The sequence below is a fragment of the Streptomyces sp. B1866 genome (assembly GCF_031932565.1).
Classification (GTDB): Bacteria; Actinomycetota; Actinomycetes; order Streptomycetales; family Streptomycetaceae; genus Streptomyces.
The window spans coordinates 1-16,768 of the sequence record NZ_JAVSCF010000139.1; the positions used below are offsets into that span (position 1 = coordinate 1).

At 76.9% G+C, this 16,768-nt stretch carries 4 protein-coding genes and 1 pseudogene; 2 read left to right on the top strand and 3 right to left on the bottom strand.

The features are described from left to right. A partial coding sequence (locus tag RKE29_RS18465) for an SDR family NAD(P)-dependent oxidoreductase (RefSeq protein WP_312006532.1) occupies positions 1-7,175 on the top strand: 7,175 nt, incomplete at its 5' end. Positions 7,176-7,359: 184 nt separating this feature from the next. After that, positions 7,360-8,733, top strand: coding sequence for a cytochrome P450 (locus RKE29_RS18470; RefSeq protein ID WP_312006533.1), 1,374 nt, complete (start codon positions 7,360-7,362; stop codon positions 8,731-8,733). A 135-nt stretch (positions 8,734-8,868) separates the two neighbouring features. Here RKE29_RS18470 and RKE29_RS18475 read toward each other — a convergent pair whose 3' ends face one another. The 3 genes and pseudogenes from RKE29_RS18475 to RKE29_RS18490 all read right to left on the bottom strand — a co-directional run. After that, positions 8,869-9,855, bottom strand: coding sequence for a spirocyclase AveC family protein (locus tag RKE29_RS18475; RefSeq protein ID WP_312006534.1), 987 nt, complete (start codon positions 9,853-9,855; stop codon positions 8,869-8,871). Between the two features lie 169 nt (positions 9,856-10,024). Next, positions 10,025-15,187, bottom strand: coding sequence for a type I polyketide synthase (locus tag RKE29_RS18480; protein WP_369016042.1), 5,163 nt, complete (start codon positions 15,185-15,187; stop codon positions 10,025-10,027). 61 nt (positions 15,188-15,248) lie between these two features. Next, positions 15,249-16,760: pseudogene (locus RKE29_RS18490) on the bottom strand (beta-ketoacyl synthase N-terminal-like domain-containing protein); the annotation flags it as partial. Between the last annotated feature and the right edge of the window lie 8 nt (positions 16,761-16,768).

The window sequence follows — 16,768 nt, forward strand, 5'->3', positions numbered from 1 at the left end:
CCTGGTCCGGCGGCGGGTCGGCCGGCGAGGCCGGGCCGCCCCGCCCGCGCGGCCTGGCGGCGCTGGAGCCGCGGCTGGCGCCGGCGGCCCTGGGCCAGGCCCTGGACCACGACGAGCCGTGCCTGACCGTCGCCGACGTGGACTGGCGGGCCCTGGCCGGAACCGTCGACGGCCTTCCCCCGCTGCTCGGCGAGATCCCTGAGGCGCGCGCCGCGTGGCAGGAGACCCGGGGCGACGCGGACGCGGACGGCGGCCCGGTGCGCGGCAGGCTGGCGGGGCTGCCCGCCGCGGAGCAGCGGCGAGCGCTGGTGGACCTGGTGTGCGACCACGCCGCCGCGGTGCTGGGCCACGGCACGGCCGCCGCCGTGCCGCCGGAACGCGCCTTCCGCGAGGCGGGTTTCGACTCGCTGACCGCCGTGGAACTGCGCACCAGGCTGAACGCCGCCACCGGGCTGCACCTGCCCGCCACCGCGGTGTTCGACCACCCGAGCCCGGCCGTCCTGGGCCGGCACGTGTGGGACCTGCTCTTCGGCGGCGAGGACACGGCCGCCGCCCTCCTGCCGGTGGCCCGCGAGGTGGTGGGGACCGACGAGCCGATCGCCATCGTGGGCATGGCCTGCCGGTTCCCCGGCGGCGTCGGGTCCGCGGAGGAGTTCTGGCGGCTGCTGGCGGCGGGCCAGGACGCCATCGGCGCGTTCCCCGCCGACCGGGGCTGGGACGTGGACGCGCTCTACGACCCGGACCCGGACCGCACCGGCACCTCGTACGCCCGCGCGGGCGGCTTCCTGCGCGGCGCGGCCGACTTCGACGCCGGGTTCTTCGGGATCAGCCCGCGGGAGGCGCTGGCCATGGACCCCCAGCAGCGGCTGCTGCTGGAGATCTCCTGGGAGGCGCTGGAGCGGGCCGGCGTCGACCCGCAGTCCCTGCGCGGCAGCCGCACCGGCGTGTTCGCCGGACTCGCCCTCCAGGACTACGCGGAGGTGGTGCGGCGCGGCGGGACGGACCTCGAAGGCTACGCGCTGACCGGCATCTCCGGCAGCGTGCTGTCCGGCCGGCTGGCCTACACCTACGGGTTCGAGGGACCGGCCGTCACCGTGGACACGGCCTGCTCGTCGTCGCTGGTGGCCCTGCACCTGGCGTGCCAGTCCCTGCGCTCCGGGGAGTGTTCGCTGGCCCTGGCCGGCGGCGCCACGGTGATGTCCACCCCGGCCGCGTTCGTGGAGTTCTCCCGGCAGCGGGGCCTTGCCGCCGACGGCCGGTGCAAGGCGTACGCGGCGGCGGCCGACGGCGTGGGCTGGTCCGAGGGCGCCGGCGTGCTCCTGCTGGAGCGGCTGTCGGACGCGCGGCGGGCCGGACACCGCGTACTGGCCGTCGTACGGGGCAGCGCGGTCAACCAGGACGGTGCGAGCAACGGGCTCACCGCGCCCAACGGCCCCGCGCAGCAGCGGGTGATCCGGCAGGCGCTCGCCAACGCGGGCCTCGACGCCGCCGCGGTCGACGCGGTGGAGGGGCACGGGACGGGGACGGCGCTGGGCGACCCGATCGAGGCCCAGGCGATCCTCGCCACCTACGGGCAGGACCGGCCCGCCGACAGCCCGCTGCTGCTGGGGTCGGTCAAGTCCAACATCGGGCACACCCAGGCGGCGGCCGGCGTCGCCGGTGTGATCAAGATGGTGCTGGCGCTGCGGCACGGCCTCCTGCCGAAGAGCCTGTACGCCGACGACCCGTCGCCGCACGTCGACTGGTCGGCCGGCCGGGTGCGGCTGCTGGACGCCCCGGTGCCGTGGCCGGAGAGCGACCGGCCGCGCCGCGCGGGCGTCTCGTCCTTCGGAGTCAGCGGCACCAACGCCCACGTCATCGTGGAACAGGCCCCCGACGAACCGCCCGCGGCCCCCGCCGCGGCTCCCGTGCCGCAGGACGCGCCGCCGCCCTCGGCGGTGCCGTGCGTGGTGTCGGCCCGGTCCGGCGCCGCGCTGCGCGGGCAGGCCGGGCGGCTGCGGGAGTTCGCCGCGGCCGAGGAGGACCTGCGCCTGGCGGACCTCGCGTGGGCCCTGGCCACCGAGCGGGCCGCGTTCGACCACCGTGCCGTGATCGTGGCGGAGGACCGCGCCGGGCTGCTCGGCGGCCTGGCCGCGCTGGCCGGCGGCTCGGCCGCGCCCGGCCTGGTGCGGGGCACGGTGCCGCCGGCCTCCGCCCGCGGCGGCGGACTGGCCCTGCTGTTCGCGGGCCAGGGTACGCAGCGCGCCGGCATGGGCCGGGAGCTGTACGCCGCCTTCCCGGCGTACGCCCAGGCGCTGGACGCGGTCCTCGCCGCGTTCGACGGCCACCTGGACCGGCCGCTCGGTCCGCTGCTGCTCGCCGAGCCCGGCCCACCGGAGGCCGGGCTGCTGGACCACACCCGCTACACGCAGCCGGCGCTGTTCGCCCTGGAAGTGGCCCTGTTCCGGCTGCTGGAGTCCTTCGGCACGCGCCCCGACTACCTGATCGGCCACTCCGTCGGCGAGCTCGCCGCCGCGCACGCCGCCGGAGTCCTCACCCTGCCGGACGCCGCGTTGCTGGTGGCGGAGCGCGGGCGGCTCATGGCGGAGCTGCCGCCCGGCGGGGCGATGGCGGCGCTGCGGGCCACCGAGGAGGAGGCGGCGGCCGCCCTCGCCGGACACCGGGACCGGGTGTCGCTGGCGGCGGTCAACGGGCCGGACTCGGTGGTGGTCTCCGGCGAGGCGGCGGCGGTCGACGAGGTGGCCGCCGCGCTGGCCGCGCGCGGCCGCAAGGTCCGGCGGCTGCGGGTCGGCCACGCGTTCCACTCGCCGCTGATGGAGCCCATGCTGGACGCGTTCCGTCAGGTCGCGGCCTCGGTCGCGTACGCCGAACCGGCCATCCCGGTGGTCTCCAACCTGACCGGCGAACCGGCCCGCCCCGGCGAGCTGACCGACCCGGAGTACTGGGTGCGGCACGTGCGGCAGGCCGTACGGTTCGGCGACGGCGTGGCGTGGCTGCGGGACCGGGGCGTACGCGCCGTCGTGGAGCTGGGCCCGGACGGCACGCTGACCGCCCTGGCCCAGGAGACGTTCGCCCAGGACGCGCCCGATCCCGGCACGCCCGGCCCCGGCGACGCGCCGCCCCGGGACGCCCGGTCGCAGGACGGCCCAGAGCAGGACGGCGGGAGGCAGGACGGCCCAGAGCAGGGCGGCCGGGGGCAGGACGCCACCGGCCCCGGCACCGCGCCCCCGCCCCGCACCGAGGTGGTGGCCGCGCCGGTGCTGCGCCCGGACCGGCCGGAGGCCCGTACGCTGCTCACCGTCCTCGCCCACCTGCACGCCGGTGGCCTGCCCGTCGACTGGCCGGCCGTCATCGGCCGGGACCGGGCGGAGCCCGGCCGGCGGGTCGACCTGCCGACGTACGCCTTCGACCGGCGCCGCTACTGGCCGCGCACCCACCACACCGGGGCCGACCTGGCGGCCGCCGGCCTGGCCGCCGCCGACCACCCGCTGCTCGGGTCGGCCGTGGAACTGGCCGGCTCCCAGGACTTGCTGTTCACCGGTCGGCTCTCGCTGCGCACCCACCCCTGGCTCGCGGACCACGCCATCTTCGGCGCCGTCCTGCTGCCGGGCACCGCGATCCTGGAACTGGCCGTCCGCGCGGGCGACGAGGCCGGGTACGGCGTGCTGGAGGAACTGGCCCTCCAGGTGCCCCTCGTGCTGCCCGAGCGCGGCTCGGTGGTCCTCCAGCTCACCCTCGACGCCCCCGACAGCGCGGGCCGGCGCGCCTTCGCGCTCCACTCCCGCCCGGACGACGGCCCGGCCTCCCCGGCCGCGGAGTCGGCGTGGACCTGCCACGCCACCGGAAGCCTGGCCCCGGGAGCCGGCGGTTCCCGCACCCCGGCCCCGCCCGCCACGGACACGTCCTGGCCGCCGCCGGACGCCGAACCCGTGGACCTGACCAGCTGGTACGCCGACCTGGCGGACGCCGGACTCGGCTACGGGCCCGCCTTCCAGGGGCTGCGGGCGGCGTGGCGGCGCGGGGACGACCTCTTCGCCGAGGTGAGCCTGGACGCCGAGCAGTCGGCCGAGGCCGCCCGGTACGCGCTGCACCCCGCGCTGCTCGACGCGGCGCTGCACCCCGTCGTGCTCGGCCTGGAACCCGGGGCCGTCGGCGGCCCCGAGGGGCGCGGCTGGCTCCCGTTCTCCTGGAACGGCGTGACGGTGGGCGCAGCGGGCGCCGCGTCGCTGCGGGTCCAGCTCACCCCGGTGGCGCCCGAGACGATCGCCCTGCGCGCCACGGACGCGGCCGGCCACCTGGTGGTCGAGGCCCGGTCGCTGGTCTTCCGGCCGGTCACCGCGGAGCGGCTGCGGGGGGCGGGGACCGCGTACCACGAGGCGCTGTTCCGCATGGAGTGGACGCCGCGTCCGCCGGCGCCCGGGGCGGCCGGCCGGTGCCGCTGGGCCCTCGTCGGCCCGGAGGCGCCGGGCCTTCGCGACGCGCTGGAGGCGGCCGGGGCCGCGTGGCGGACCCATCCCGACCTGGCGGCGCTCGCCGAGGCCGCCGCGTCCGGCGAACCGCTCCCCGACCTCGTGGTCGTCTCCTGCCGCGCCGACCAGCCCGGTCCCGCCGGCAGCGCCGACGGCGCCGGACAGCAGGCCGGACAGCAGGCCGCTCCCGGGGATCCCGCCCCCGCGGCCGCGCTGCGCCGGGCGTCCGCGCGCGTGCTGGAGCTGCTCCAGACCTGGCTCGGCGACGAGCGCTTCGAGGGCTCCCGGCTGGCGGTCGTCACCCACGGCGCCGTGGCCGCCACACCCGAGGACGGCGTGCCCGACCTGACGCACGCCGCCGTGTGGGGGCTGGTCCGCTCCGCGCAGAGCGAGCACCCCGACCGGTTCCTGCTGGCCGACACCGACGACGCGCCCTCCTCGCGGCGGGCCCTGCCCGACGCGCTGCTGGCGGGCGAGCCCCAGTTCGCCCTGCGCGACGGCGCGGCCGGCGTGCCCCGGATGGCGCGCATCCCCGTCACCGTCCCGGATCCGGAACCCGAAGACGCCGCCGCTCCCCAGACCGCGGCCGGAGCCGGCACCGGACGGGCCTGGGACCCGGACGGCACGGTGCTGATCACCGGCGGCACCGGGGTGCTGGGCCGGCTGGTCGCCCGGCACCTGGTCACCGCGCACGGCGTACGGCACCTGCTGCTGACCGGCCGCCGCGGACCGGACGCCGACGGCGTTCCCGAGTTCCTGGCCGACCTCGCCCGGCTGGGCGCCGACGCCACCGCGCGCGCCTGCGACATGACGGACCGGGCGTCCGTGGCGCGGCTGCTCGACGGCGTTCCCGCGCGGCATCCGCTCCGCGCGGTGATCCACCTGGCGGGTGTCGTCGACGACGGCATCCTGACCTCGCTGACGGCCGACCGACTGGACGCCGTCCTGGGCGCCAAGGCGGTCGGCGCGCTCCACCTGCACGAGCTGACGCGCGATACGGACCTGGCCGCCTTCGTCGTCTTCTCCTCGGCCGCGGCCAGCTTCGGCAGCCCCGGACAGGGCAACTACACGGCCGCCAACGCCTTCCTCGACGCCCTGGCGCACCACCGGCGCGCCCGGGGCCTGCCGGGCCAGTCGCTGGCCTGGGGCCTGTGGGCCCAGAACAGCGGGATGACCGGCCACCTCGGCGCCACCGACCGCGCCCGCATGGCCCGCGGCGGCCTGACCCCGCTGACCGACGAGCAGGGGCTCGCCCTGTTCGACGCCGCGGGCACCGTCGAGGAAGCCGTGCTGCTGGCCACCCCGCTGGACCTCCGGGCGCTGCGGGCGCACGCCGCGGCGGACGCGCTGCCGCGCATCCTGCACGGTCTGGTCCGCGTGCCCGCCCGCCGTACGGCGGCCGTCGACGCCGTGGCCGCCGACGCGCCCGCCGCGCTGCGCGCCCGCCTGGCCGGGCTGCCCCGCGCCGCCGACCGCGCCGCGACCGTCCTGGACCTGGTGCGCACGCACGCCGCCGCCGTGCTGGGGCACGGCCCCGCCGAAACGATCGACGCCGGGAGCGAGTTCCGGGAGATGGGCTTCGACTCCCTGACCGCGGTGGAACTGCGCAACCGGCTCGGCGCGGCCACCGGCCTGCGCCTGGCCACCACGCTGGTCTTCGACCACCCCAGTCCGCAGGCCCTGGCGCGGCACGTGCAGGAGCAACTCGCCGCAGAGGCCGACGCCGCCGGGCCCGACGCCGCCGGGGCTGCCGGGGAGCGGGCCGCCGCGCCCCGGAAGTACGGCCCGCTGCACCGGGGCGGCGGCGCGGAGGCGACCGTCGAGGCGCTGTTCTGGGAGGGGCACGACACGGGCCGTATGGAGGAGGCCGTGGAACTGCTGGCGGCCGCCTCCGTCTTCCGGCCCTCCTTCGACGCGGCCTCGGCCGCGGCCGTCGCACCGCCGTTCGTCCGCCTCGCCCAGGCGTCGGCGGGCGACGCGGCCGACCCCGGGGGCGACCCCGGCGGCGGGGGTGCGGGGGAGCGCGGCGCCGGGGCACCGGACGGCGCCGGCGCCGAACCGGCGCCGCCCATGCTGATCTGCCTGCCCACCGTCGCCGCGATCTCCAGCGCCTACCAGTACGCGCGGTTCGCCGCCGCGCTCCAGGGGTTGCGCGACGTCTGGTACGCGCCCGCCCCGGGCTTCGTCGAGGGCGAGCCGCTGCCCGCCGACGTCGACGCGGTGACCCGGATGTTCGCCGACGCCGTCCTGCGGTTCACCGACGGCGCTCCCTTCACCCTGGCCGGGCACTCCGCGGGCGGCTGGCTCACCTACAGCGTGACCAGCCACCTGGAGGGCCAGGGCGTGTTCCCCGAGGCCGTCGTGACCATGGACGCCTACCTGCCGGACGAGGGGATCGCCCCCGTCGCCTCCGCGCTGACGAGCGAGATCTTCGACCGCGTCACCGAATTCGTCGACGTCGACTACACTCGTCTGACCGCGATGGGCGGCTATTTCCACATCTTCTCCGGCTGGAAACCGCCGCGCATCGAAACCCCGGCGCTCTTCATCAGGGGCCGGGACGGTGAGCAGCTGCCCCCGCCCTGGGGCGTGCCGCACACGGTCCGGGACATCGACGGCGACCACTTCACCATGCTGGAGGGGTACGCGCAGGACACCGCCCGGCACGTCCACGAGTGGCTGACCCGGATCGCCGCGGGCCGGTGAGCCGCGGCGGCCCGGGCGGTGACGACGCTGGGGTGCGTAGGGGGTTCTTCGGGATATCGGGGAGTCCCTATTCTGCTGACTATCGGCGGAGAAATCGGCACCGTTCCCTTTGATACGCCCGTGCCGCGTCGGGATTTTCCGTGCCCTGCCGGGCCGCGCACCCGACGCTGATAGGAGTCTCGCGATGCCTGCCCCCCTTCCTGTGCCCGACGCGCCGGGCTCGTGGCCGGGACTCGGCCACGTCCCGCAGCTGGCGCTACGGCCACTCAGCTTCCTGTCCTCCCTGAACGACCTGGGGGACCTGGTCAGGATCCGGCTCGGCCGCAAGCCCGTGTACGTCGCCACCCACCCGGACCTGATCCGGTCCATGCTGGTGACCGACGGGCACGCGTTCACCCGCGGCGAAGGCCACGCCAAGGCCCTCTCCTTCATCGGACCGATCCTCGTCGCGACCACCGGCGAGCCGCACCGGCGTCAGCGCCGCATGATGCAGCCCTGTTTCCACCGGCGGCGGATCGACAGCTACATAACGGGTATGACAGCCGCCGCCCTGGACACCGCGGATTCCTGGTCCGCGGACGACGTGGTGGACGTACTGCCCGCCATGACCGAACTGGCCACGGCCGCGATCACGAAGTCGCTTTTCTTCTCCAAACTCGGAGAAGAGGCCGAAGTGGAATTGCGCAAGGTCGGCAGCGCCATTCTCCAGGTGGCCCGCATGAGCGCCGTCGCGCCCGGAATCTACCGGCGGCTGCCGACCGCCGGGAACCGGGCCCTGCCGCCGGCCCGGGCGCTTATCGAAAGGACCATCGCGGACTACCGCGCCGAGGGACAGGACCACGGCGACATGCTCTCCATGCTGCTGCGGACCACCGACGCCGACGGCGTCGGCCTGACGGACGAGGAGATCCGCGACGAGATCATGGGACTCGCCATCACGGGTATCGGCGGACCGGCCGCCGTCGCGTCGTGGGCGTTCCACGAGCTGGGCCAGAACCCCGAGATGGAGCGGCGGCTGCACGAGGAGATCGACACGGTCCTGGACGGCCGGACGCCCGGCCACCAGGACATCGCCCGGCTGACGTACACCCAGCAGATCGTCAAGGAGGCGCTGCGCAAGTACCCGGGGTGGGTGGGCATGCGGCACACGCGGGAGGCCGTGCGCCTGGGCGGTTACGAGCTGCCCGCCGGATCCGAAATCCTCTACAGCTCCTACGCCCTGCACAACGACGCCCGCTGGTACCCCGAACCGGACCGGTTCGACCCGGACCGCTGGGCCTCGAAGAACAGCGAGGGGAAGCTCAGGAAGGGCGCGTGGGCCCCGTTCGCGGCGGGCGTCTACAAGTGCATCGGAGACGGTTTCACCGAGGTCGAGGTGGCTGTCGTGCTCGCCGTCATCGGCTCCCGCTGGCGGCTGCGGCCGGTCCCCGGGCGCACCGTCCGCGCGGTGCACCAGGCCACGCACGTGGTCCCCGGGCGGCTGCGCATGATCGCGGAGCCCCGGAGCGTGCACCGCGAGGGCCACTCGTCGCGGCGGGCGCCGGAGCTGAGCAGGTGACCTCCGACCGCGGCTGACCCGCACTCCGCACCGCCCGGCGCTCCGCCGAAGGCCGCACCCGGCCCCGGTGGAGCGCCGGTGGCGTACCGGCCCCCGCCCCGGCGGCCCGTACGCCACCGGGACGGGCCCGGCGCCTCAGTACCCGGCGGTGGGGCGGAAGAAGTCCGGCAGCTGGTCCGGGGGGTCGCCGTCCAGGAGTGAGAAGAGGATGTGCGTACCGGTGTAGAGGGCGATGCTCACGTTCGCGCCGCCCACCACCGCCAGCAGCCGCGCCCACGGCGACAGCCTCGCCGGCAGCCGGCTCGACCCCGACTCCAGGCAGGTCTCGCCCCGCTCGTTGCGGAAGTAGCGCATGGCGCCCAGCGTCGCGCCGAAGCACGCCGTCGCCACCATCTGGTAGAGCGGGAACTGGTACCAGTGCCCGCCCCAGAGGGTCAGCGACGGGACCGCCCGGGTCCACACCGACATGCCGATGAACGAGATGAACGGCTCGGTGGCGTCGATCAGGATGGCCAGGGCGAAGCCGACCGCCACCAGCCGGACCGGCCCCGCCTCCGGCCACCGGGCGGCGGCCCGCCGCATTCCCGCGCTGCACATCACGGCGGCGACCAGGGCCATCATGGAGATGCTCAGGGTCATCAGCGGAAGCTCCGCCTCCTGCCCGGGGCCCGAGCCCTGCCAGCCGGGCATGTACGGCGCCCACGACCCGACCGCCCCGAACACGTTGACGTTCGTCGAGATCACCGTGTGGACCCAGTTCATGAACGGACTCTGCCAGCCCGCCAGCAGCAGCCCCACGAAGAGCAGCGCGTCGAACGTCAGGTGCCGGGCGGCCCGGCACCTGCGGTACAGGAACACCGCGGCGGCGACCGTGCCGGCCGTGGAGACCAGCGGCATCAGCACGTCGGCGGTCCGCGTCGCGTCGCCGTCGCCCGCGGGTCCCTTGCCGACGTGGTAGCCGCCGTCGGCGAACCAGGACGCGAAGACGTACGCCTGGAGCCCCACCACCGCGGCTCCGACGCAGGCCCACAGCACCACGGGAAGAGTGAACAGCCGCAGGCCGGAGACGGGCCGCGCCCGGTCCGCCGCGGCCGGTCGGTCCTCGCCGACGAGATCGGTCATGCCTTCCCTGCCTTTCTTCGGTGAGATGTTTCGCTTCTGCTGGATTCGGTCTCGTGGGCGGGGCGCCCGGCCGGCCGGGCGCCGTGGGCCCGCACCGGGCCGCACCGGGGCCGCCCGCAGCCGCGGGCCCGCGCGCGCCGCCGTCCGCGCGAGCCCGCCGCCACCTCGGTCACGGGTACGCGGAGCCGTTCTGGTCGTGCGCCAGGCCGATGAGGCCGTCGAGATCCATCTCGTCGATGGCGCCCGAGCCGTTCGCGTCCGCGGCGGCCGGGTCCCCGGCGGAGCCGTTGGTCTCGGCCGAACCGTTGGTCTCGGCGGCGCCCCGGGAGACGTTCGCGAGGTCGAGCAGCGCGCCCATCAGCCCGGCCTCCTGGAGCCTGCCGAGCGGAATGGACGCCACGGCAGCCCGCAGCTCCTGCTCGCTGAGCCCCCACCGGCCGCCCACCTCGGCGTCCCGGCCGGCACTCCCGCCGGTCTCCGGGGCGGCCGGCCCGCTCGCCGGCGCCAGTTCGGCGCGCAGGTGCTCGGCGAGCGCCGCCGGGGTCGGGAAGTCGAACGCGAGCGTCGCCGGCAGCCGCAGGCCGGTGGCGCCGGTGAGCCGGTTGCGCAGCTCCACGGCGGTGAGCGAGTCGAAGCCCAGCTCGCGGAACGGCCGCTCCTCCGGGACCGTCTCCATCCCGCCGTGGCCCAGCACCGCGGCCGCGTGCGACCGCACGAGGCGGGCGAGGAGGCGCAGCCGCTCCTTGCCGCCCCGGCGGGCGAGCCGGTCGCGCAGCGACGCCGCGGAGTCCACCGCGTCGTCGCCGTCGCCGGACCCGGCGGGCCGGGCCGGGACGCGGACCAGGCCGCGCAGCAGCGCCGGCAGGTCGCCCGCGGCCGCCCGGGCGCGCAGCGCGCCCATGTCCAGCCGCGCCGGGACGAGGAACGGCTCGCCGGCCGCCAGCGCGGTGTCGAAGAGGGCCAGCGCCTCCCCGGTCTCCAGCGGCGCCATCCCGCCCCGGCCGATCCTGGCCTGGTCGGCGCTGTCCAGGTGGCGCGTCATGCCGCTGCCCTGCGCCCACAGCCCCCAGGCCAGCGACGCCGCGGGGCGCCCGTGGGCCCTGCGGTGGTGGGCGAGCGCGTCGAGCACCGCGTTGGCGGCCGCGTAGTTGCCCTGCCCCGGGGAGCCGAGGACGGCCGCCGCCGAGGAGAACATCACGAAGGCGGCCAGGTCCGTATCGCGCGTCAGCTCGTGCAGGTGCAGCGCCGCGACCGCCTTGGCGGTCAGCACCGTGTCGGTACGCTCCGGCGTCAGCGAGGGGATCGTCGCGTCGTCGAGGACCCCCGCGGCGTGCACCACCGCGGTCAGCGGGTGCCGCGGTGACACGCCGCCCAGCAGGTCGGCGAGGGCCCCGCGGTCAGCGGCGTCGCAGGCGGCGACGGTCACCTCCGCGCCGAGCCCGGCGAGTTCGGCCGCCAGGGCCCGGGCGCCGTCGGCCGCCATGCCCCGGCGGCCGGCCAGCAGCAGGTGCCGCACGCCGTGCTCCGCGACCAGGTGCCGGGCGACCAGCCCGCCCAGGACTCCGGTGCCCCCGGTGATCAGCACGGTGCCCGCCGGGTCGAGCGGGCGCGGCGGCTCGCCGCCGGTGTCCGCCGGGTGCGGCCGTGCCACCCGGGCCAGCCGCGGCACCCGCGCCTGTCCCGCGCGGAGGGCCAGCTGGGGCTCATCGGAGCCCAGCGCCGAGGACAGCTCGCGCGCCGACGCGGCCGACCCGTCCCAGTCCACGAGGACGATCCGGCCCGGGTTCTCCGACTGCGCCGAGCGGACCAGGCCCCACACCGCGGCTCCCGGCAGGTCCGCGGCGTCCTCCTCCGGGCCTGTGGCGACCGCCCCCCGCGTCAGCACGACCAGTCGGCCGGCCGCGAACCGGTCGTCGGCGAGCCACGCGTGCAGCAGGCCGAGGACGTGGTGGACGGCCGCGCGCACGGCGCCCTCCCCCTCGCCTCCGCCACCGGGCACGACGACCACCCCCGCAGCGGCGTCCGCGTCGCCGTCCACCGCGCGCAGCAGCGCCGCCCAGTCCTCGTGGTACGCGCCGTCCAGCACGCCCATACCGTTACCCTCCACCGCGGACGCGTCCCGCGCCGCGTACGCGCTGCCGCCCACGACGGCGCACACCGGCGGCGCGGAAGCGGGCGCGGGCAGCGCCACCGCGGACCACTCCGTGCGGAACAGGGCGTCGTGGTGGGCGTCCGGACCCGCGGCCCGCACCGCGTCGGCGGTCACCGGCCGCAGCACCAGCGAGTCCACGGACAGCACCGGCCGCCCCGCCGCGTCGGCCACCTCGATGGCCACCGCCCCGCGGTCGGCGCGCGGCGTGAGCCGCACCCGCAGCTCCGCGCCACCCGCCGCGTGCAGCGCCACCCCCCGCCAGGCGAACGGCAGTCGCGCCGCTCCCTGGTCGGGCGCCGCGTCGCCGCCGCTGCCGTCCGCGCCTTCGACGCCGAGGGTGTGCAGCGCCGCGTCCAGCAGGGCGGGGTGGACGCCGAACCGGTCGGCGCCGGCCGACGGCTGCGGCAGCCGTACCTCGGCCAGCAGGTCCGCCCCGTCGCGCCAGGCCGCGCGCAGCCCCAGGAACGCCGGGCCGTAGACCAGCCCGGCCCCGGCCAGCCGCGCGTACAGGCCGTCGAGGTCCACCGCCTCGGCCCCGGCCGGCGGCCAGCTCTCCGCCGCCGGCCCGCCGGCCGCGGCGGGACGGACGGAACCGGCCGCGCCGGGGCTCAGCGTGCCCGTGGCATGCCGCGTCCACGCCCGGTCGGCCTCCTGCGCGGCGTCGCCGTACGGGCCGTCGCCGCCGGCGTCGCCGTCGTGCCGCCGGGAGTACGCCGCGAACTCCCGCCGGCCGTCGCCGTCCGGAGCCCCGACGCTCACCTGGACGTCCACGGCGCCCCGCTCCGGGAGAAGCAGCGGCGCGTGCAGGGTCAGCTCCTCGACCTGCGGGCAGCCCGCGCGGGCACCCGCCTGGAGGGCGATGTCCAGGAACGCCGTGCCGGGCAGGAGAGCGGTGTCCCCGACGGCGTGGTCGGCCAGCCACGGGTGCGTACGCAGCGAGAGGCGGGCGGTGAGCAGGTGCCCGTCGCCGTCCGCCAGGCGGACCGCCGCGCCGAGCAGCGGATGCCCCGCCTCGCTCAGCCCGGCCGCCGCGACGTCCGCGGCGGTGAACTCGGCGCCCAGCCAGTAGCGCTGGTGCTGGAAGGCGTAGGAGGGCAGGTCGACGCGGCACGGCGGCGGGTCCAGCCGCCGGAAGTGCTGGCCCCACTCGACCCGGTGGCCCCGGACGTGCACCCCGGCCAGCGCGGCCAGGAACTGCCGCGCGTCGTCCTCGCCGCGGCGCAGGGTGCCCACGGCGGCGGCCGCCGCCTCGGCGGCCTCGGCCGTGTCCTGGAGGGCGGGGATCAGCGTCGGGTGCGGGCTGACCTCGACGAAGGTCCGGTGCCCCTGGCGCATCAGGGCGTCAGCGGCCGCACCGAACCGCACCGGCTCGCGCAGGTTGCGGTACCAGTACCCGGCGTCCAGCGCCGAGCCGTCGACCGGCCGGTTGTCCACGGTGGAGTGGAAGGACACGTCGGCGTCCCGCGGCGTGATGTCCGCCAGAAGACGCCCGAGTTCGCTCTCGACGGTCTCCACGTGAGGGCAGTGCGAGGCGTAGTCGACCGGGATGCGCCGGGCCCGCACCTCCCGCTCCTGGTAGCCCGACAGGGCCTCCTCCAGCGCCTCCCCGTCGCCCGACACCACGGTGGCCGCCGGGCCGTTGACCGCGGCGACCCACAGCCTGCCCGGCCAGCGGGCGGTCAGCTCCTCGGCGACCTGCTCGGCGGCCAGCGGGACGGAGATCATGCCGCCCTTCCCGCGCAGGGCCTGGAGGGCCTTGCTGCGCAGGGCCACCACCCGCGCGGCGTCGGCGAGGCTGAGGGCGCCGCAGACGTGGGCGGCGGCGATCTCGCCCTGGGAGTGGCCCAGCACCGCGCCGGGTGCGATCCCGTACGAGCGCCACAGGGCGGCGAGGGAGACCATCAGGGAGAACAGGACGGGCTGCACCACGTCGGCGCGCTCCCAGGCCGGGTCGTCGGCGTCGAGCCGCAGGACATCGGTCAGCGACCAGTCGACGTGCGGCGACAGCGCCTCCTCGCACGCGGCGACCGACTCGGCGAACACCGCGGAGGTCGCCAGCAGACGCAGGCCCATCCCGGCCCACTGGCCGCCCTGGCCGGGAAAGACGAACACCACGTCACCGCCCGCCGCCTTCGCTTCACCGGGGGACACCCCTTCCCGCACCGCCTCGTCCGGCCGGCCGGACGCCAGCGCGTCCAGCCCGCGCAGGAACTCCGCGGGGTCGCCGCCGACGACCACCGCGCGGTGGTCGAAGACCGACCGGTGGGCGGCCAGCGAGTAGCCGACGTCCGCGAGCCGCGGCGCGGCGCCGGCCTCCCGGCCGCCGGCCGCCTGCCGGGCCAGGAACCGGTGCAGCCGGCGCGCCTGGTCGCGCAGCGCCTCGGCCGACTTCCCCGACACCAGCCACGGCAGCGGTACGGCGGCCTCCGCGGTCTCCTCAGGTCCCGCGGCCTGCCGCGGAAGCGCCGGCTCCGCCGCCGCGGTCCCGTCCGCCTCCTCGGCGGGCGCCTCCTCGAGGATGACGTGGGCGTTGGTGCCGCTGACCCCGAAGGAGGACACCCCCGCACGCCGCGGCCGCCCGCCCCGCGGCCACGGCACCGCCTCGGTCAGCAGCCGCACCGCACCGGACGACCAGTCCACGTGCGGCGAGGGCTCCTCGGCGTGCAGGGTCGGCGGCAGCAGCTCGTTCCGCAGGGCCATCACCATCTTGATGACTCCGCCCACCCCGGCCGCCGCCTGCGCGTGCCCAATGTTCGACTTCAGCGACCCGAGCCACAGCGGCCGGTCCGCGGGCCGGTCCCGCCCGTACGCGGCCAGCAGGGCCTGCGCCTCGATCGGGTCGCCCAGGACCGTACCGGTGCCGTGCCCCTCCACCGCGTCGACCTCGTCGGGCGACAGGTCGGCACTCGCCAGGGCCTGGCCGATGACGCGCTGCTGGGACGGGCCGCTCGGCGCGGTCAGGCCGTTGCTGGCGCCGTCCTGGTTGACCGCGCTGCCGCGCACCACGGCCAGCACCCGGCGGCCGTTGCGGCGCGCGTCCGACAGCCGTTCCACCAGGAGCATGCCGACGCCCTCGGCCCAGCCGGTGCCGTCGGCGGCGGCCGAGAACGCCTTGCACCGGCCGTCCGGCGCCAGGCCCCGCTGCCGCGAGAACTCGATGAAGGTGGCCGGCGTCGACATNGGCGGCCGAGAACGCCTTGCACCGGCCGTCCGGCGCCAGGCCCCGCTGCCGCGAGAACTCGATGAAGGTGGCCGGCGTCGACATCACCATCACACCGCCGACGAGCGCCAGCGAGCACTCTCCCGAACGCAGCGCCTGACCGGCCATGTGCAGGGCGACCAGCGACGAGGAGCAGGCCGTGTCCACCGAGACCGCCGGCCCCTCCCACCCGAAGGTGTAGGCGATCCGGCCGGAGGCGACGCTTCCGGAACTGCCCGTCAGCGCGTAGCCGGCCGTGGCCCGCGGCACCTGCCGCACATGCGCCGCGTAGTCCTGCACGTTGATGCCCGCGAAGACGCCCGTCCGGCTGCCCCGCAGCGACTCCGGATCGATGCCGGCGTGTTCGCACGCCTCCCACGACGTCTCCAGCAGCAGCCGCTGCTGGGGGTCCATGGCCAGCGCCTCGCGGGGGCTGATACCGAAGAAGTCGCAGTCGAACGCGCCGGCGTCGGGGAGGAAACCGCCGTGCCGCGTGCAGCAGGTGCCCTCGTGACCGGGATCCGGGTGGTAGATCCGGTCGAGGTCCCAGCCGCGGTCCGCGGGGAATCCGGTGACGGCGTCCGCACCCGAGGCGACCAGCCGCCACAGATCCTCCGCCGACGCCACGGCCCCCGGATAGCGGCACGCCATCCCGATGATGGCCAGAGGCTCGTCCCGGTCCACCGCCACGGCCTGCCCCGTCGGCACGGCCGGAGCCGCGCGGCCGTCGCCCGTCAGCGCCGCGCGAAGGTACGCCGCGCACGCGGTCGGACTCGGATGGTCGAAGACCAGGGTGGTGGGCACGGACAGCCCGGTGGCGGCGACGAGGCGGTTGCGGAACTCCACGGCCGTCAGCGAGTCGAACCCCAGGTCGCTGAAGGCCCGCTGGGCGTCGACGGACTCCGGGCCGCTGTGGCCGAGCACGGCGGCCGTGTGCGTGCGCACGATGTCGAGGAGCGCCTGCTGCTGCTCCTCCGGCGACCGCTGGAGGAGCCGGTCGCGAAGGGGCGTGGAGGCGGGCTCGGCGGCGCGGCCGTCGAGCACCCGCCGGACCTCGGGGATGTCGTCCAGGAGCGGCGCGGGCCGCCGGGCGGTGAAGACGGCCGCGAAGTCCTCCCAGTTGACGTCCGCGGTGACGGTACTGGTGTCGGGGTGGTGGGAGAGCGTACGGACGAGCGCGGACACGGCCGCGGCGGGCGGCATGGCGGGCAGCCCGCGGCGGCGCAGCAGAGCCCGCGTGGACTCCTCGCCCGCCATCCCCTCGCCGTCCCACGGACCCCAGGCGATGCAGGTGGCCGGCAGCCCCTGCGCCCTGCGGTGCTGCGCGAGGGCGTCGAGGTAGGCGTTCGCGGCACCGTACGCGGCCTGACCTGCGCTGCCCCACGTCCCGGCGATCGAGGAGAAGAGCACGAAGTGCTCGATCGAGTCGATCTCGCGCGTCAGCTCGTGCAGCAGCGCCGCTCCGGTGACCTTCGCCGCCGCCGTCTGGGCGAGTTCGGCGGGGCCGGTCTCGGCGATCGACGCCCCGAGGTTGGCGCCTGCGGTGTGGATGATGGTGGTGA

What these genes read in the sequence shown, in the direction of transcription:
- RKE29_RS18470 (WP_312006533.1), top strand. Translation starts at nt 7,360, where the DNA reads ATGCCTGCCCCCCTTCCTGTGCCCGACGCGCCGGGCTCGTGGCCGGGA.
- RKE29_RS18475 (WP_312006534.1), bottom strand. Translation starts at nt 9,855, where the DNA reads ATGACCGATCTCGTCGGCGAGGACCGACCGGCCGCGGCGGACCGGGCG.
- RKE29_RS18480 (WP_369016042.1), bottom strand. Translation starts at nt 15,187, where the DNA reads ATGTCGACGCCGGCCACCTTCATCGAGTTCTCGCGGCAGCGGGGCCTG.